Origin of the sequence: Actinokineospora baliensis, from assembly GCF_016907695.1 — a bacterium.
Taxonomy (GTDB): Bacteria; Actinomycetota; Actinomycetes; order Mycobacteriales; family Pseudonocardiaceae; genus Actinokineospora; species Actinokineospora baliensis.
On sequence record NZ_JAFBCK010000001.1, the window covers coordinates 7,212,437 to 7,230,624 of the forward strand.

Below are 18,188 nucleotides of genomic sequence, written 5' to 3' on the forward strand. Positions count from 1 at the left end.
TCAGTGGGTCTCGCCCGCGAGGGCTTCGAGTTCGCGCAGCACGTGGTCCTCGACCACGTCCGCGAGTGCGCGCACGGTGCGGGCGGTCAGCACGTCGCGCGGGGTGAGTTCGACCGCGAACGCCTCGTTGGCGCGGGCGGTCACGTGCAGGCTCAGGATCGAGTCGCCGCCGAGGTCGAAGAAGCTGTCGGTGACCCCGACCTTGGGCACGCCGAGGACCTCGGCCCAGATCTCGGCGAGGACCTCTTCGGTGCCGGTCTCGGGTTCGACGTAACCGCCCGCCTGGCTGAAGTCCGGGTCCGGCAGCGAGCGCCGGTCGAGCTTGCCGGACGGGGTGAGCGGGAGCGAGTCCAGCGCGACCAGTGCCGCGGGCACCATGTGCTCCGGCAGTTCCCGGCCAAGAGCGTCGCGCAGGACCTGGGTATCCACATCGGACGGTGTGAGGTACCCGACGAGCCTGCCGTCGCGGGCGATCACCGCGGCCGAGGTGACCTCGGCGCGGGCGGTGAGCGCGGCCTCGACCTCACCCGGCTCGACCCGCATGCCGCGGATCTTGACCTGCTGGTCCGTGCGACCCAGGTACTCGACCGCCCCGGACCGGGTCCAGCGAACGAGGTCGCCGGTGCGGTACATCCGGGCACCCGGCGCGCCGTACGGGTCGGCGACGAACCGGTCGGCGGTCAGACCGGGGCGGTCGAGGTAGCCCCGGGCGAGCTGCACCCCGGCCAGGTACAGCTCACCGGGCGCGCCGACCGGCACAGGGTTCAGGTCGGCGTCGAGGACGTAGAGGCGGGTGTTCCACACGGGCCGCCCGATCGGGACGGTCGTCTCACCCGGCGAGCACGCCCAGTGCGTGACGTCGACGGCGGCTTCCGTTGGCCCGTAGAGGTTGTGCAGCTGCGCGCCGAGGTGCTCGTGGAACTGTTCCGCGAGCTCCGCGGGAAGGGCTTCGCCGCTGCACAGCACCCGCCGCAGGTGGTCGAGGCCGGTCAGGTCGGCGTGGGTGAGAAACGCGCGCAGCATGGACGGGACGAAGTGGACTGTCGTGACGCGCTCGGCGCGGATCAGCTCTGCCAGGTAAGCCGGGTCGCGGTGGCCGTCGGGCTTGGCGACCACGAGGGTCGAGCCGACGGTCAGCGGCCAGAAGAACTCCCACACCGACACGTCGAAGCTCGCCGGGGTCTTCTGCAGCACCCGGTCGTCGGCGCCGAGGTCGAACCGCGCCTGCGTCCACAGCAGGCGGTTGACGATCGCCTCGTGCTCGACGACCACTCCCTTGGGCCGCCCGGTCGAGCCGGACGTGTAGATGACGTACGCGGCGTTCCTCGGCGTGATCACCACCTCTGGCGCGGCCGCGGGCTGGTCCAGGGTGTCCGGCAGGGAGTCGAGCAGCAGGACGGCATCGGTGTCGGAGACGAGGAACTTGGCCCGGTCTTGGGGCAGTTCCGGGTCGACCGGCAGGTACGCGGCGCCCGCGCGCAGGACGGCGTGCAGGGCGATGACCAGGTCCGCCGAACGCGGCAGGGACACGGCGACGATCCGCTCCGGACCGGCTCCGTGGTGGATCAGCCAGTGCGCCAAGCGGTTCACGTCGACGTCGAACTCGGCGTAGGTCCACCGGCGGTCGCCGTCCACCAAGGCGGGCGCGTGCGGGGTGCGGGCCGCCTGCTCGACCAGCAGCGCGGTCAGCGTCGTGTCGGGCACCTCGACAGCGGTGTCGTTCCAGTCGACGAGCACCTGGTCGCGGTCGGCGCCGGTCACCGCCGGGATGTCGACGACCTGGCGGTCGGGGTCGGCGACCAGGTCGTCGAGGAGCCCGCTCAGGTGCGCGGCGAGCCGGTCGACCGTCTCGGCGTCGAACAGACCGGGTTCGTAGCCGAACAGCAGCCGCAGCCGAGCGCCCGGGTAGACGGTGACGCTGAGCGGGAAGGTGGTGCTCTCGACCGCCGTCAGCTCGCTCAGCCGCGGACCGTCGGCCGGGTAGTTCTCGAAGATCACGGCGCTGTCGAACAGGTCGACACCACCGGGAACCGCGCTGTAGCCGTGCATCCGGGTGAGCGGGGTGTGCTCGTGGGCACGGGACTCGACCTGCGACCGCTGCACACCCGCCAGCCAGTCGGCGACCGTTCCGTCCACTGTGGTCACCACGGGCAGCGTGTTGACGAACATGCCGGTGATGGACTCGACCTGCGGGATCTCCGCCGGGCGCCCGGAGACGGTGGCGCCGAAGCAGATCTGCTCTTCGCGGAAACCGCTGTGCTGGGCCAATAGCAGCGCCCAGGCGCCCTGAACGACGGTGCCGAGGGTGAGCCGCTGCTCCTTGGCGAACCTGGTCAGCCGCTCGGTGGCCTCGGCGCTCAGCGTCACCTCGGTGCGAGCGGAGGTGGTCGGCTGGTCGACCGATGACCGCGGCCGGTCGAACGGCAGCGGGGTGGGCGACTGGAGGTCGCCGAGCACGCCCCGCCAGTAGTCCTCGGCCGCGCTCGGCTCCTGGCGGGACAGCCACCGGTGGTACTCGGCGAAGTCCGGGCGGTCCGGCAGCGGGCGACCGGCGTATGCCTCGGTGACGTCGGAGAGCACCCCGAAGATGCTCCAGCCGTCGAGCAGCACGTGGTGGAAGGTCCACAGCACCTGGACCCGGCCGCCACCCAGATCGGCCAGGGCCAACCGCATCAGCGGCGGGGCGGCGAGGTCGAACCCGGCGCGCTGGTCGCGCCCGAGCAGGACCGACAGCAACTTCTCGCGGTCACCTCCGCGCCAGTCGAGCAGCGTGACGGGCAGGTCGACGTGCTTGTGCACCAGCGAAACCGGCTCCGGCACGCCCTCCCAGACGACCGACGACCGCAGGATCGCCGCCCGGTCCACCACCTGCCGCCACGCCGAGGCGAACCGGTCCAGGTCGTGGATGTCCTCCAGCACGAACGCGGTCTGCTGGAAGTAGGCACCCTGCCCGGCCTGCGCGAGGCCGTGGAAGATCATCCCGGCCTGCATCGGGGTCAGCGGGAGGATGTCCTCGATGTCCACAGTGGCCAGCCGGTCCACGGCGGGCTGGGTCAGGCGCACCAGCGGGAAGTCCGACGGGGTGCGCCCGCGGCCGCCCTCGGCGCAGTGGCCGATGATCTGGCGCAGCGCGTCGGCGATCGAGTCGGCGAAGGTGGCCGCCGTGGTCGAGCGGTGCAGGTTCTCGCTGTAGTACACGGTGATCTCGAGCTGGTCCCGCCGCACCTGCCCGACCACGTCGAGCACGTGCGGGCGGTGGGCATCCGGGTGCGCGTCGAGGGCGAGTTCCGCGGTGCCGTCGAACCGGCCGAGGTAGTTGAACGACACCTCGGCCGCGCCACCGAGATCGGCGCCGACCAGGTACCGCAGGGCTCCGTAGCCGATGCCTCGGCGCGGGATGGCCCGCAGGGTCTCCTTGACCGACTTGAGGGCGGTGCCCCAGTCATGCGAGCCGGGCAGCACCACCGGGAACAGGGTGGTGAACCAACCGACCGTGCGGGACAGGTCGACACCGTCGAACAGGTCCTCGCGACCGTGACCTTCCAGGTGCACAAGGGTTTCGCCGCGACCGGTCCACCGGGCGAGCGCCGCCCCGAACGCGGTCAACAGCACGTCGTTGACCTGCGTGCGGTAAGCATCCGGCACGTCCCGCAGCAGCGCGGCGGTCTCGGCCTCGGTCAGGGTCACCGTGACGGACCGCTCGGACGCGGTCACATTGGCGCCCGCGTGGTCGCGGGGGATCCTGGTCTCGGCGCGCAGGTCTGCCCAGTGCCGGAGTTCGTCGGCGAACCCGCCGGACACGGCGTGCTCGGCGAGCCGGGTCGCCCACTCGCGGAACGAGGTCGTGCGGCGCAGCAGCACCACCGGCTCCCCCGCGACGGCCTGCCGGTGCGCGGTCCGCAGGTCCTCCGCGATCACCCGCCACGACACGCCGTCGACGACGAGGTGGTGGGCCCGCAGCAGGACGGTGGTCTCGCCGTGCAGCTCGACCAGGAAGATCGGGCCGTGCTCGCCGACCCCGCCCGACTCGCCGACGGGCGCGTTCTCCTGGTGCCAGTCGGCGGCCTTCGTGAACCGCATCCGCAGCGCGTCGTGGTGTTCCAACAGCGCGAACATGGCCGTGGCCAAGGCATCCGGGTGCACCGGCTCGCCGAGGTCGGCCACGTAGGTCTGGTCGAAGTGGTGCGGGTGGGCGGTGTGGTTGTCGAAGAACCAGCGCTGGATCGGGGTCAGCGGCAAGGAGCCCGACTCCGGGCCGCGCTCGGGTCGGCTCTCGGCGGCGACCTCGGTGACGTGCGGGGCGAGCTCGGCGACGGTCTGGTGCACGAACACGTCGCGCGCGGTCAGCACCAGCCCGGCCGCCCTGGCCGCCGTGACGACCTGGATGCTGAGGATCGAGTCGCCGCCCAGGGCGAAGAAGTTGTCCCGGACACCGACCCGCGGCGCGCCGAGGACCTGCGCGAACACCGCGGCCAGGGTCGCCTCGACCGGCGTGCGCGGCGCGAGGTAGCGGTTGGGCTCGGCGGTGCGGGGCTGCGGGATCGTGGTGACCGGCCCCTCGGGGAGGTCGGCCAGGATGCCGAGTGCGGTGTCCGGGCGGGTGGCGACCAGCCGCAGCAGCGCGGTCAACTCGGCGGCCAGCGCGGCGATCCGGCCCGCGTCGAACAGGGCGGTGTCGTACTCCAGCACCATCCGCAGGCCGTCGTGGGTCGGCCAGAACTCCACGACCAGGTCGAAGCGGGCGGCCGGGCGGGGCAGCGGCTCGTCGGTCCAGCGCAGACCGGCGGCGTGCTCGGTGGCGACCAGCGGCTGCTGCAGCGCGACGACGGCCTGCACCAGCGGGGTGCGGCTGGGGTCGCGGAGCAGGGCGAGCTGGTCGGCGAGGCGGTCGAACGGGACCTCGTCGTGGTCGAAGGCGTCGAGCACGGTCTCCCGCACCGCGGTCAAGAAGTCGCTGAACGGCAGCGTCGGGTCGATCCGGGAGCGCAGCACCAGGGTGTTGACGAAGAACCCGGCGACCGCGTCGAGCTCGGCGACCGGCCTGCCCGCGCGGACGGCGCCGACGGCGATGTCGCGGGTGCGCCCGTGCGCGGCGAGCAGCACCTGGACGGCGGCGGTGAGGGTCATGAACAGCGTCGCCTCGTGCGCGGCGCCCAGGGTGGCGAGGCCCTCGACCAGGTCGGCGGGCAGTTCGTGGCGGTGCACCCCGCCGGAACCGACCCGGACCGGCGGCCGCGGCCGGTCGGTGGGCAGGTCCAGCGGCAGCAGGCCGTCGAGGCGGGCGCGCCAGTGGTCGGTGTCGACCTCCGGGCGCTTGAGCTGCCAAGCGGCGTAGTCCGGGTACTGCGCGGGCAGTTCCGGCAGGTCGGCGGCCGGGCCGCCGGTTTCCTCGGTGTAGAGCGCGGTCAGCTCTACGACCAGGACCGCGGCGGACCAACCATCGGTGACGATGTGGTGCTGGGCGATGACCAGGACGTGCTCGTCGATGCCGACGGCGAGCAGGCTGGCCCGGGTCAGCGGCCCGGCCGCGAGGTCGTAGGGCGCGGCGACCAGCTCGGTGAGAGTCGCGTCGAGGTCGGTCGGGTTCAGCTCGGTGAGCGGCAGCGTGGCGCTCGCGGCAACGACCTGGTGCTCACCGTCCACTGTGGTGCGCAGTGCGTCGTGCCTGGCAGTGAGCCGGTCCAGGGCCCGGAGCAGCGCGTCACGGTCGAGGGAACCGTTGAGGCGCAACGCGAATCCGGTGTTGTTCACCGGCCCGACCGAGGTCTGCTCCTCCAGCCAGAGCCTGCGCTGGGCCGGGGACAACGGCAGCGGCTGGTCCCGGTCGACCGCCGGGATCAGGGCACCGGCAGCGGGCTGCTCGGGCAGCAGGGCGGCGATACCAGCCACGGTGCGGGCGTCGAACAGCGCCCGACCGGACAGCGTCGTGCCGAACGCGGAGGCGATCCTGGTCTGCGCGCGCACGGCAAGGATCGAGTCGCCGCCGAGGGCGAAGAAGTCATCGGCGACGCCGATCGAGTCCAGCCCCAGGACTCCGGCGATGATGTCGGCGACCCGGCGCTCCCGCTCGTCGCGCGGGGCGAGGTGGTCCTGGGCGGCGATGCCGACGGTGGGCGCGGGCAGCGCGTCGCGGTCGAGCTTCCCGTTGGGGGTCAACGGGAACGCGTCGAGCACGACGATCGCGGCGGGCACCATGTGCGCGGGGAGCCGCTCGACGAGCAGCTCGCGCAGGGCGTGCGGCTCGGGGTGGCCGTCGCCGGGGACGACGTAGGCCACCAGCCGCTTGAGGCCGGTGTCCTCGCGCGGGACGACGACCGCGCGGCCGACCGTGGGGTCCTTGGCCAGCTCGGCCTCGATCTCGCCCGGCTCGATCCGGAAGCCGCGGATCTTGACCTGGTGGTCGGCGCGGCCGACGAACTCCAGGTTGCCGTCGGCACCGAGGCGCACCACGTCCCCGGTGCGGTACATGCGTTCGCCGTCGGGGGCGGCGAGGAAGCGCTGCGCGGTCAGGCCGGGGCGGTCGAGGTAGCCGCGGGCGACGCCGACCCCGGTGACGTACAGCTCGCCCGCGGTGCCGTCGGGGACCGGCCGCAGGTCGTCGTCGAGCACGTGCACCCGGGTGCCGGTGATCGGGCGGCCGATCACCGGCGAGTCCGGGGAGGGCACCAGCGGGTCGCTCCACGAGGTGACCACAGTGGACTCGGTCGGCCCGTAGGCGTTGATCATGTCGCGGCCGGGGGCCCAGCGGCGCACCAGGTCGGCGGAGCAGGCGTCGCCGCCGACCACCAGCGTGCGGAAGTCGGGGAGCTCAACCCCCTCGGGCACCGTGGCCAGCGCGACCGGCGGGATCAGCGCGTGGGTGACGCGCTGGTCGAGCAGGACCTGGGCGAGCTGCTCGCCCAGCAGCGGCCCCGGCGGCGGGACGACCAGCGCGGCACCACCCGCGTAAGCCATGCACAGCTCCAGCACCGAGGCGTCGAAGCTCGGCGAGGAGAACTGCAGCACCCGATCGCCGGGCCGCACGTCGAACCGCTCGACCTCGGCGAGCGCGAACGTCGCCAGGCCGCGGTGGGTGACCACGACGCCCTTGGGCCGCCCGGTGGAGCCCGACGTGTAGATCACGTACGCCGGTTGGTCCTCGTGCGGGCGGCCCGGCAGCTCGACACCGTCACCCCCGCCGTCCACTTCGGACAAGTCGGTGAGCACCAGCAGCGGCTTGGCGTCGGCGATCATGTCGGCGATGCGCTCGACCGGGTACGCGGGGTCGACCGGCAGGTAGGCCGCCCCCGCCTTGAGCACCGCCAACTGCGCCACCGCGATGTCCACCGACCGCGGCATGCGCAGCGCCACCAACCGCTCCGGTCCCGCGCCGCGCGCCACCAGGGCCCTGGCCACCCGGTCCGACCACCGGTCCACCTCGCCGTAGAAGATCTCGCGCTCGGCCGAGCGCAGGGCCGGGGCTTCGGGGTCGCGGGCGACCTGCGCGGCGAAGAGGTCCAACAGCGTCGGGTTCGCTAGCCGGGCGGACATCGGGAACCTTTCTTGAGCACGGGGACGACACGTGCGGGGGGACGGCCGCACGCTGGGGGGAGTTCGGGGGGTCGTGCTCAGGCGGCCGCGACGGCGACCGTGGTCTTGCGGGCGAGCCTGCCGCCGACCTGGAGCCAGGCGGGCGCGCCGGAGCCGTCGGCGAGGAAGCGGCCGACCTGGTCGGTCTCGCCGGTGTCGCTGTCGCGCATCGCGAACCGCAGGTCCGACATCGGGGTGAGGTCGGCGAAAGGCTCGCCGTCGACGGTCAGCCGCAGCCCCTCCGGGTGGTGCGCGACGGTGTAGACGGTGTCGCCGTTGGCGTAGTCACCCGCGCAGCCCGCTGGCGCGGGGACGGGGTCGACGACGTCGGGCACCGGGTTGAACCCGGCGACCGGGATCCCCAGGTCGGCGAGGTCGTCGGCCAGGGTGCGCCACAGGGCGAACCCGGAGCCGGAGTTGGCGGTGAAGGCGACGACCGTGCCGGTGGACGGGTGCATCCGCAGGTGCGCGGAGGTCCCGTCGCCGGTGCCGTCGTGACCGACCACGGCCCGCTCGCCCCGCCCGTAGACGGCCAGGCCCAGCCCCCAGCCGTCGGCCATGCCGAAGGGCAGCGCGTCGGGGACGGCACCGCGCATGTCCTTGAGCGAACCGGGGTCGAGCAGGTCGTTGCCCTCGGAGCCCGCGAGCGCGCGTCCCAGTCGGACCAGCTGCCATGCGCTCGTGGCGAGCGCGCCCGCTGGGGCCTCCAGCGGGGTCAGCGACTGCTCGACCGGTCGGACCAGACCGCGCGAGCGGTTGACGGTGTGCCCGGTCACCACGTCCGTCGACGCGTGGGGACCGACCACGAAGCGGGTGTCCACGCCGAGCGGGCCGAGTGCGATGGCCGTGACGGCCTCGGCCCAGTCCATCCCGGTGATCGACTCGATGGCGTGGCCGAGCAGCAGGTAGCCCACGTTGGAGTAGGAGAACGCGGTGCCGGGGGCGGCGATCGGGGTCAGCGCGGGCGCCGAGTCGTGCAGCAGCCTGCGCAGGGTGCCCGCCGAGGTCAGCGCGCTCTCCCGGGTGTCGGACGGGAGACCGGCGGTGTGGCTGAGCAGGTGCCGGGGGGTGATCCCGCCGAACGCGCCGAGCCCGGAGAGCTGCTCGGCGAGCGACTCGTCGAGTTCGAGGTCGCCGTCGGCGGCCAGGGCGAGCGCGGTGGCGGCGGTCACCACCTTGGTGATCGAACCGATCGGCACCGCGTCGTCGTCGGTCATCGACCGACCCGACCCGTGCCTGGTCTCCCCCGTGGACCAGGACCAGGTGTGCTCGTCGTGGTGGATGGCCAACTGCGCGCCGGGAACCGCGTGCTGCGCGACCAGCTCGGCGAGCCTGGTCGCGACGCGGGTTCTCGCTGATGCGTCCATGGGTCCTCAATGGTCGGTGCCGGTGGGCACGGTGGGACCACGCGCCAAAGGGTGGTCGGGCGTGGCTTGGTGGTGGGCCGTCGACCCGGGAATGAATGCCCCCGCCGGGCACTGCGACCCGCGTTGGACGTTCCCCGAGTTCGCCGCATTCAATCGTCGAACCTAATCAATGTTGACCAGCGGGGAAGCGGGCCAGCTACCGCCGAACGGAGCAATCGGCCCCCTATAGATAGAGGTCAGGGGATTACCCCAGAGCGCTCGGCGAAATCCCGACAAACTTGTTTGAACGCCCAGGCGACGCTTTTGTAAAACGGATTCGCAACCCAACGACGGGATTGCACGGCCGTTTCTGTGACCCCGGTCACAGGATTTCGGGAGCGATTCCACCGTCCACTATGGCCCATCGTCGATCCCTTTGGTACAAACATAGTCGCACGTCACCGTTAAAACGTGAACGTCGTGCGCGTTGGCCGATAAACGTACCGGACGGTAACTTGCACGTGCATCCGAAAGGGCGTATTACAGTCTCGACGATCCAGTAACAGCAGTGCGAATAAAATGGGAACACCGGACTCCGGGTAACACCCGCGAAAAAGACCGGCGAGATGCGCACCACAATCTCCCCGAGTGGACCAGCATCTGGGAAACGCGAATACCCGAATGTGGTCGAGGTCTCAGTAACCAATCCCCGGATGTCCCGTTCCGCCGGGTTCGCATTCAGCCCTGGATTGACCGCCGAACGCAGCAGGCGGACACGTCCGGGTGACGGTGGTGGTGTCGTGGGCCCCGGCCGGGCAGGCTGCGTGCTCGACGTGCGCGACCCCGGCGGTGGGTCGACGGCCGAGGACGAAACGAGGAACCGGTTCGGATGGTCAGCACCAAGGCCCTGCCCTTCGCCAAGGTGAGGGTCACCTTCACCCTCGACCGCGACACCCCGCCGGGGTCGACGAGCGTGGTCGGCTGCTTCAACGGCTGGACCCCCGGCGCGCACGTGCTGCGCGGCCGCTCGAACGGCAAGCGCTCCACATCCGTGGTGGTACCCGCAGGCAGCTCGGTGTCCTTTCGGTACCTCACCGAGGGCGGCCTGTGGTCCGACGACCCCGCCGTCCCAGGCCGCGACCCCGACGGCAACCCGCACATCACCGTCTAGCCGGGCGCGGGTCTACACCCGGACAGGTACCGCGGCGGCCACCGCCGCGTCCTTGCGGCCCGCCAGCACGAGGAGCACAAAGGACAGCGAGGCCACGGCCGCGGCGACCGGTGGGAGCGCGACCACACCCCAGCCGTCGATCACCAGCCCGCCGACCACCCCGGAGAGGCCGACGCCGAGGTAGATCGCCGACGCGTTGATCGACAGCAGCAGGCCGCTGGTGGTGGGCGCCAACTCGATCAGCCAGTTCTGGATCGGCGGGTTCACCGACCAGGTCGACAGGCCCCACAGGAAGAACACCACCCCGGCCGACACCGCGGTCACCGCGGTCAGCGGCAGCGTCGCCAGGATGGCGACGAACGCGGTGAACGACCACAGCAGTGGACGCCTGCTGCCGAAGCGGTCGGTCATCCGGCCACCGAGGGCGTTGCCGATCGCGCCGCCGACCCCGTAGCACAGCAGCAGGACGCTGATCGTCCCGCCGCGCACGCCCGCGGTGTGCGCCAACAACGGTGCGACGTAGGTGAAAACGGCGAAAGCGGACAGGCAGCCCAGCACGGTCATCCCCAGCACCATCCGCACCCGGCCGTCGGCCAGCACCGCGAACCGCTCCCGCACCCCCACTGCGGGCGGCGGCGCCACCTTGGGCAGCCCGAGCACACTGACCACCGCCGCGACCGCGGTGATCGCGGCCACGAGCGCGAACACCCCGTGGTACCCCAGCGGCGCCCCGAGCAGGCTGCCCGCGGGCACCCCGACGACCAGCGCGGTCGTGAGCCCGCCGAATACAACCGCCACCGCCCTGCCCCGCCGCTGCGGTGGGTTGATCTCCGTGGCGATGGCGGTGGCCACCGGGGTGAACACCGCCGCGCCCAGCGCCGCCACCACCCGCGAGGCCAGCAGCAACTCGAACGTCGGCGCCACCGCGGACAACGCGTTGCCCACCGCGCTGGTGACCAGGGCGGCGATCACCAGCCGCTTGCGCTCCCACCGCCCGGTGACCGCCGCCAGCACGGGCGAGGCGATGGCGTAGGCGATGGCGAACGCGGTCACGAGTTGTCCTGCCGCCGATGTGGAGACGTGCAGCTCGCGGCTCACCTCGGGCAGCAGCCCGGAGATGATGTAGCCGCTGGTTCCCACCGTGAACGCGCCCGCCGCGAGCAGGTACGTGCGTGGTGACATGCGCTCCCCCTCGGTCCGCTGTAGTACGACCCACATCGTAGTACGGCAGTACTCGAACTACGAAGCCTCTCGTACTATGGACCGCATGCCAGAGGACCTCCCGCACCCCAGCCTCGACGAGATCCGGATCGAGAGGGTCCTGCACGCCCTGGCCGACCCCGTCCGCCTGCACCTGGTCCGCGAGCTCGCCCGCCTCGACACCGGCGTGGCCTGCGGCGCCATCGACCTGCCGATCACCAAGTCGACCCGCACCCACCACCTACGCACCCTGCGGGAGGCGGGCGTGGTGACCATCCGCCCCTCGGGCACCTCGCGGATCACCACCCTGCGCCGGGCCGATCTCGACGCCCTGTACCCCGGCCTGCTCGACGGCGTCCTCAACGCGCCTCACTAGCTCTACCCCGATCGGGCCCGGCTACACCGGCGACTAGTGGGCGTTGCGCAGTGCCGCGTTGATCGTGCCCGCCAGGGCGGTCGCCGCGCGGGCGAGGGTGTACCAGTCGACGCCCGGGTCGGTCGTGGCGGGCTGGGCGGCCTCCCAGGCGGCCTGCTTCTCGGCCAGGTCGGTGAACAGCGGCTCGTAGGCCGACGCCAGCAACCGCCAGATCTGGTTGATCAGGATCGCGGTGCACCCCTCGACGGCCTTGGGCAGGCCTGCGGCCCGCTCGGGCAGCGGCACCACGGTCGAGTCGGTGGGGGTGGTGATCGTGGCCAGGCTGCTGGGCGTAGGCGGGGTGTCCACCCGCAGGACGAGGGTGCGCGGCGGGTGCCATGGCGGCGAGTCGGGCAGTTGGCCCGCCAGCCACCGCGCGTCGGTGGCGATGCCGGTGAGGATGTGGTGCTCGGCGCGCACCGCCTGGTCCATCAGCTCCGCGCGCAGCCGCCCCGGCAGCTCCGACCGCCACCACGTCCCGGCGTCGCCCGAGCGCGACAGGTCCGACGCCAGCCGCGCCGACACCGCCGCCCGGTCCGACCGCAGGTGCTCGCCAATGCGGCCGATCAGCGCCAGTTGCCGGTCCGAGAGCTGAACCCGCAGCAGCTCCCAGGTCCGCGCCCGGCTCGACCGCTCGTCGATCGACTGTCCACTGTGCACCCTGCGGGCGTCGGCGATGGTCTCTCCCGCGCTGGTGGCCATCGCGGTGCACTGGTCGGCCAACCGCGCCGCGATGCGCCGCGCGCGCAACTCGGCTCGCGCGGGCACCGGGGCGGAGTCGGCGAGGAACGCGCGCACCGCGGCCCGCGACGGGTCCTCCTCCGCCGCACCGGGACCGGACAGGACCACCACCCGGCCCACCCGCGCGCTGGTGTAGGTGAGCACCCGTCCGCGTTCGGCCGCGGTGAGCCGGTCCAGCATGGTGACCACCACCGCGACCGAGGTGACGTGCGTGGCGAGCGCGTCCTCGAGCAGCCGCGACTGCGCCGCGCCCCACACCCCGGTGGCGGGCACGGCCAGCAGCACGCCGTCGGTGTCGGTCACCGCCGCCAGCGGTGCCCCGCCGGGCTGCCAGTGCGCCTCGACCACCTCCACCCCGGGCAGCCCCTCCCGCCCGAGCACCCGGTTGACCAGCGTCGACTTGCCCACCCCCGGCTCGCCGACCACGGTCACCCGCCAGGACTGCCGTTCCCGGCCCGCGGCCAGCCGCTCGATCGCCGCGGCCGTGCGGCCGCGGCCGTGCTCGGTGGCCAGCAGTGCCACCTCGCGCAGCCACCGCGGTGTCAGCGTGATGATCTCGCGGCTGTCTATGGTGCCCGCTCCCTCGCGATCGCTGCCACTGCGCGGACATCATGGGCCGCCGCGCGCGTGCAGATGCCATCAGCGGAGGGGATTGCGCGAACTGCCCGCGATCCGGGCGCCCCAGCGGTCCACAGTGGAGGGTTCGGTGGCGGGAAACGGCCACCAGCGGCCCCAACCGTGGTTCCCGATGCCCCGTATGGCATTGTTGATGGTCGCGAACGGGGCTGCTGATAAGGGGTTCGGCGCTGATATGATCATGGGCAGACCCGGGGGGCGCGGCGCCTCCCCCACCCTGCTCGTCGCCGTCGGCGCGATAGCCGAGTTCGGGCCGCTGCGCGATGTCGTGCACCCCGTCGAGATCGCCCCCGACGTGACCGTCCGCTGGAGCGCCGTCGGCGGGGCACCCGCGGTGGAACAGGTGCTGCGCGCGGCCGGGGTGCCGTCCGTGCCGTGGTCGCGCACCGAGGGCTTCGACCTGGTCCTGGCCCGCCACACCACCGGCGAGATCGCGGGCCTCGTCGTGACCGTCACCGACGCCGACGACATCCCGGTCGCCGTGGGCGTGTCGGTGGCCGCCGACCGCGCGGCCGCCGAGGCCACCATCCCCGGGGCCGTGGGCCGCACCTTCGTGATGGGCGACCCGACGTGGTCGCGGGTCCTGGCCGTCGCCCACCGCCGCGCCGAGTTCCGGGCCTTCCTCGACGTACCGGAGCGGGCCCGCCTGGTCGGCGTCGCCTGCGCCCGCCCGGACGTCGCCGCGCGCGTGCTGTCGCGCCTGCCCTTCGACGAGTTCCGCGTGGTCAGCCTCGTCCCCGGCGCGGCGACCGACTTCGGCGGCCTGATCGCCCTGTCCCCCGATTCCGACTGGACCGCCGCCCTGATCGCCTGCGACATCGTCGTCGGCGACCCCGGCCCCCTCACCGGGTACGCCGCCGCCCTCGGCCGAGCCGTCCTCCCCGACAACGCCGTCGACGTCGACTTCCTGACCGCCGCCCGCGCCACATCGTCCACATCGGACATCCCCCGCGCGCTCCCCGCCCCCGCACACCTGCTGCGCGACAAGGTCTACGACCTCCTGGGCCTAGACCCCCCGGTCCTGTCCGCGGCGCAGCGTCCCTTCGGTCCGCTCACCCTCAACACCCACCCCGCCACCGCCTTCGCCGTCTCCACAACCCTGGAACTGGGCGCCATCACCGTCACCCGGTTCCCCTTCCCGCCCAGCCGCCGAGCAGGCGAAGACCTCCTCCTCATCGACGACGCGGAGCCGGACCCCACCCTGCGGGCCAACGCCGAGATCATCACCCGCCCCCACACCGAGGACGCCCCCACCTGGCTGGCCCAGACCATCCGCCAATCCCACTGCGCCCTGGCCGCCACCACGACGAGCACCACCCCGGATTCCCACTTCACCTGGTACACCGGCGAACACTGGACCGCCAACCTCCCCGACAACCTCCCCCTCCCCACCGCAGCCGCCGCCGTCTACCACCACCTGGTGGAACACGACCCCATCACCACCAACACCACAATCCCCATCCGCCTAGCCGACCGCGTAGAACGCCTGATCCTCCACCCGGTCACCTAAGCCCCGCCAGCCTCACCATCTCGGTGGGCTGGGTTGGCACCAGGGACTTCAGGGGTCGGCTCGCCTGCGGCATTGCGCTGGATCGTGGTGGGTGGGGTGTGCTCGATGGGGCGAACTTGGTTTGCGCGGGGCCCCTGCGCCAGCCGTGGCAGGACCGCAAAGCTGGGGCCGAAAAGCATGGCCCTGCAGCGCACAACGCTACGGATACCGCCACCCCACACAAACCAAGTCCGCCCCATCGAGCAGTGGGCGGGCGGCTTCCTAGGAGCGGTAGTCGGCTTGGGTGGGACGGCTCGGGGGGGTTGCTCTGGCACCACCGCTCACGGAACCAGCCCACCCAAACCCAACCCACCGAGCCAGCCCCGCCAGCCCAATCACCCGACTCCGACCGCATTGCCAGCCACTGGACACTCGGAAGCCGCCCGCACACTGCTCGATGGGGTGGACCTGTTTTGGGTGGGGTGGCGGCAGTCGTAGCGTTGTGCGCTGCAGGGCCATGCTTTTCGGCCCCAGCTTTGCGGTCCTGCCACGGCTGGCGCAGGGGCCCCGCGCAAAACAGGTTCGCCCCATCGAGCCCACCCGCACCACAACGGGTCCGGGTCGCGAGGTCGCCGCCAGGCGACGAGCCAGACCGATCACCACACACACTCCACCCCCACCACATCCCCCGCCACCCGCTCCACCCCCACCACATCCACCACCACCACCCGCCGATACCGCGTCTCCACCAACCCCATCCCCCGAAACTCCCGCAACACCCGCTGCACCGACGGCACCGAAGTCCCCGACAACGCAGCCAACTCCGCCTGGCTCAGCCGTACCGGAATCCCCCCATCCGGATGCCGCAAGTCCTTCTCCACCAACTCCGCCAGCACACAAGCAACCCTCCGCTGCACCGCATACCCCGCGAAATCCAGCCGCCGCGCAACCCACCGGTGCTTGGCCGACACAGCGCGCAACACCGCGCGCAACGCCGACCCGTGACAGGTGAGGAAGACGAGGAAGTCCTCGCGCTCGATCCGCCGCACGACCCCGGGTCCGCACGCGCGCACCGATACCGCCCTCGGCCGTCCTTCGAACGCGGCCAGCTCCCCGACGAGGTCGCCGCCGGAGCGGACGGCGATCAGGGCCTCGTCTCCGCTTGGTCGGTTGGCGTGCACCTTGAACCAGCCCAGCAGCAGCAGGTACACGTGGGTGGCGGGGTCCCCGGCCCGCAGCAGCCGGTCCCCGTCGCGCACCCGCACCGGTTGACCGAGCCCGAGCAGCTCCCGCCGCACCCGGTCGTCCAGACCACCGAGCAGACTCGCCCGCGGCCACCGGCTCGCAATGGTCATCGGTCCACCGTTCTGTGGTCGGACACCGGCGCAGGGCCCCACTGTCCCACCCGCGTCCCCCCTGCGGCCCCGAACGACCGACCGTCGCCTGATCGGCCGACAGTCCACATGCGCTTTCCGCGCCGCTGCGGAAAGTCCACAGCGCACCCGGTCGTGAGCCGCACCACCTTATAGTTGCGTTCTACAACCAACCTCCTTATAGTTGGCCATCCCAACCACCACCAGGAGGCGGCCATGATCGCCGGGGACACCGCGACCGGGCTCATCGAGGCGTTCCGGGCGGTCGTGCGGAGTGGGAAGGCGCTCAAGCAGGACGACCACCAGTCGGCGGCGGCGGTGCTGGCCGGGTTGAGCCGGGGTGGCGAGCAGCGGCTGGGGCGGCTGGCGTGCGGCCTGTCGGTCGACCCGTCGGTGATCAGCAGGCAGGTGGCCGCGCTGACCAGGGCCGGGCTGGTCGGGCGCAGGCCCGATCCCGAGGACGGCAGGGCCGGGCTGCTCTCGCTCACCGCGGCGGGCGCCCGGTGGCTGGCCGAACACCGGCGACGGGAGGCCGACCGGCTGGTCGGCGTGCTCGCCGGGTGGTCGGAGGACGACGCGCGGTGCCTGCTGGGGCACCTGCGCAAGCTCGAGGACGACATCAGCGAGGAGACACACCGTTGACCACCCCAGTACCGTCCGCGGAAGAAAGCGGGCGGATGGACCACAAGCACGTGATCGAGGCGCTGACCGGGCTGCTGTTGGCGATGCTGACCGCGTTCCTGTCCTCGACCATCGTGTCCAACGCGCTGCCGACGATCATCCGCGACCTGCACGGGTCGCAGCGCCAGTACACCTGGGTGATCACCGCGGCGCTGCTCGCCTCGACCGCCAGCACGCCGATCTGGGGCAAGCTCTCGGACCTGGTCAGCAAGAAGCTGCTGGTGCAACTGGCCATCGGCGTGTTCACCGCGGGCTCCGTGCTGGCCGGGCTCGCAGGCTCGGTCGACATGCTGATCGTGTGGCGGGTGCTGCAGGGCCTTGGCCTCGGCGGGCTCCAGTCGCTGGTGGTGATCGTGATCGCCGCGATGATCAGCCCCCGCGAGCGCGGCAGGTACTCCGGGCCGATCGCGGCGGTGATGTCGGTGGCCACGGTCGCCGGGCCGCTGCTGGGCGGGGTCATCGTGGACACCAGCTGGCTCGGGTGGCGGTGGTGCTTCTTCGTGTGCGTGCCGCTGGCGGTCGTGTCGGCGCTGGTGGTGCAGCGGACCCTGAACCTGCCGGTGGTCAAGCGGAAGGTGCGCATCGACTACCTCGGCGCCGCGCTGATCACCGCGGGCGTGAGCGACCTGCTGATCTGGGTGACGCTCGCGGGCAGTGAGTTCGGTTGGGGCTCCGGCACCTCCTACGCGCTGGCCGCGACCGGGGTCGTGCTGCTGGCGCTGGCCGTGTGGGTCGAGTCGCGGGCGGCGGAACCGATGATCCCGCTGCGGCTGTTCCGCGACCGGACCACCGCGCTGGCCACGGTGGCCAGCATCGCGGTCGGCACGGCGCTGTTCGGCGGCGCGGTGTTCCTCGGCCAGTACTTCCAGATCGCCCGCGGCTACTCCCCGACCGCGGCGGGCCTGCTGACCCTGCCGATGATCGTCGGGTCGGTGCTGTCGTCGACGCTGTCCGGGGTGCTGATCACCCGGCTCGGCCGCTGGAAGGCGTTCCTGGTGGTCGGTTCCGCGCTGATGGTGGCCGGGTTCGGTCTACTCGGGACGATCGACCACACGACGGACATGGTGCTGATGGGCGTGTTCCTGTTCGTCCTCGGGCTCGGCATGGGCATGACGATGCAGAACCTGGTACTGGCGGTGCAGAACACGGTCGCGCCGTCGGACCTGGGCGCAGCGAGTTCCACCGTCGCGTTCTTCCGGTCCCTGGGCGGCACGGTCGGCGTGTCCGTGCTCGGCGCGATCCTGGCCAGTCGGGTCACCACGCTGACCACCCAGGGCCTGGCTGACGCCGGGATCCAGGCGACCCCGGGCGGAGCGGGTATCGGCTCGCTCGACCAACTCCCCCCGTTCGTGGCCGACATCGTCCGCGCCGCCTACGGCGACGCGACGGCGACGATCCTGTTGGTCGCCGCGGTGCTGTCGCTGGTGACGGTGGCGGCGATCGTGGCGATCAAGGAGGTCCCGCTGCGCACCCAGTCCGGCATGCAGCGCCAAGCGGCCGAGCGCGAGGCCGAGACCGTCGCGGGGTAGGCACGCCTGACGGCCCCGGGACCGGGGTCCCGGGGCCG

General features: G+C 72.2%; 10 protein-coding genes. 5 read left to right on the forward strand and 5 right to left on the reverse strand.

The genetic code is table 11. The features are described from left to right. Both JOD54_RS31710 and JOD54_RS31715 read right to left on the reverse strand, forming a co-directional pair. Positions 1–7,530 carry a non-ribosomal peptide synthetase gene (locus JOD54_RS31710; RefSeq protein ID WP_204455605.1) on the reverse strand — a complete coding sequence of 2,510 codons (7,530 nt, stop codon included), beginning with the start codon at positions 7,528–7,530 and terminating at the stop codon, positions 1–3. A gap of 77 nt (positions 7,531–7,607) precedes the next feature. Then, the gene (locus tag JOD54_RS31715; RefSeq protein WP_204455606.1) at positions 7,608–8,936 is read right to left on the reverse strand and encodes a serine hydrolase domain-containing protein; all 1,329 of its coding nucleotides are present in this window, start codon (positions 8,934–8,936) and stop codon (positions 7,608–7,610) included. 868 nt (positions 8,937–9,804) lie between these two features. On the opposite strand from JOD54_RS31715, the gene JOD54_RS31720 reads away from it, so the two are divergent. Next, positions 9,805–10,086, forward strand: a complete 282-nt coding sequence (locus JOD54_RS31720) for an early set domain-containing protein (protein ID WP_204455607.1) — start codon at positions 9,805–9,807, stop codon at positions 10,084–10,086. 12 nt (positions 10,087–10,098) lie between these two features. Here JOD54_RS31720 and JOD54_RS31725 read toward each other — a convergent pair whose 3' ends face one another. Beyond that, positions 10,099–11,268, reverse strand: coding sequence for an MFS transporter (locus tag JOD54_RS31725; protein WP_204455608.1), 1,170 nt, complete (start codon positions 11,266–11,268; stop codon positions 10,099–10,101). A gap of 76 nt (positions 11,269–11,344) precedes the next feature. Here JOD54_RS31725 and JOD54_RS31730 point away from each other — a divergent pair, with 76 nt between their 5' ends. Next, positions 11,345–11,662, forward strand: a complete 318-nt coding sequence (locus tag JOD54_RS31730; RefSeq protein ID WP_204455609.1) for an ArsR/SmtB family transcription factor — start codon at positions 11,345–11,347, stop codon at positions 11,660–11,662. Between the two features lie 33 nt (positions 11,663–11,695). Here the strand turns inward: JOD54_RS31730 and JOD54_RS31735 are convergent, their stop codons facing one another. After that, complete coding sequence (locus tag JOD54_RS31735) at positions 11,696–12,964, reverse strand: GTPase (RefSeq protein WP_204455610.1); 1,269 nt, start codon at positions 12,962–12,964, stop codon at positions 11,696–11,698. 295 nt (positions 12,965–13,259) lie between these two features. Between JOD54_RS31735 and JOD54_RS31740 the strand changes: the two genes are divergently transcribed. Then, the gene (locus JOD54_RS31740; RefSeq protein ID WP_204455611.1) at positions 13,260–14,588 is read left to right on the forward strand and encodes a hypothetical protein; all 1,329 of its coding nucleotides are present in this window, start codon (positions 13,260–13,262) and stop codon (positions 14,586–14,588) included. A 635-nt stretch (positions 14,589–15,223) separates the two neighbouring features. On the opposite strand, the gene JOD54_RS31745 is transcribed toward JOD54_RS31740, so the two are convergent. Next, on the reverse strand, positions 15,224–15,922 hold the full coding sequence (locus tag JOD54_RS31745) for a Crp/Fnr family transcriptional regulator (protein WP_204455612.1): 699 nt from the start codon (positions 15,920–15,922) through the stop codon (positions 15,224–15,226). Between the two features lie 234 nt (positions 15,923–16,156). Here JOD54_RS31745 and JOD54_RS31750 point away from each other — a divergent pair, with 234 nt between their 5' ends. Together JOD54_RS31750 and JOD54_RS31755 are read left to right on the forward strand one after the other, a co-directional pair. Next, the gene (locus JOD54_RS31750) at positions 16,157–16,582 is read left to right on the forward strand and encodes a MarR family winged helix-turn-helix transcriptional regulator (protein WP_204455613.1); all 426 of its coding nucleotides are present in this window, start codon (positions 16,157–16,159) and stop codon (positions 16,580–16,582) included. Beyond that, entirely contained in the window at positions 16,579–18,150 is a 1,572-nt protein-coding gene (locus JOD54_RS31755; protein ID WP_307860441.1) for an MFS transporter, read from the forward strand. The genes JOD54_RS31750 and JOD54_RS31755 overlap by 4 nt, the downstream gene beginning before the upstream one ends. The last annotated feature ends 38 nt before the right edge of the window (positions 18,151–18,188 follow it).

Excerpts from the sequence above, each read along its gene's own strand:
- JOD54_RS31725 (WP_204455608.1), bottom strand. The coding sequence starts at position 11,268 with ATGTCACCACGCACGTACCTGCTCGCGGCGGGCGCGTTCACGGTGGGA.
- JOD54_RS31740 (WP_204455611.1), top strand. The coding sequence starts at position 13,260 with ATGGGCAGACCCGGGGGGCGCGGCGCCTCCCCCACCCTGCTCGTCGCC.
- JOD54_RS31730 (WP_204455609.1), top strand. The coding sequence starts at position 11,345 with ATGGACCGCATGCCAGAGGACCTCCCGCACCCCAGCCTCGACGAGATC.
- JOD54_RS31710 (WP_204455605.1), bottom strand. The coding sequence starts at position 7,530 with ATGTCCGCCCGGCTAGCGAACCCGACGCTGTTGGACCTCTTCGCCGCG.
- JOD54_RS31745 (WP_204455612.1), bottom strand. The coding sequence starts at position 15,922 with ATGACCATTGCGAGCCGGTGGCCGCGGGCGAGTCTGCTCGGTGGTCTG.
- JOD54_RS31750 (WP_204455613.1), top strand. The coding sequence starts at position 16,157 with ATGATCGCCGGGGACACCGCGACCGGGCTCATCGAGGCGTTCCGGGCG.
- JOD54_RS31715 (WP_204455606.1), bottom strand. The coding sequence starts at position 8,936 with ATGGACGCATCAGCGAGAACCCGCGTCGCGACCAGGCTCGCCGAGCTG.
- JOD54_RS31720 (WP_204455607.1), top strand. The coding sequence starts at position 9,805 with ATGGTCAGCACCAAGGCCCTGCCCTTCGCCAAGGTGAGGGTCACCTTC.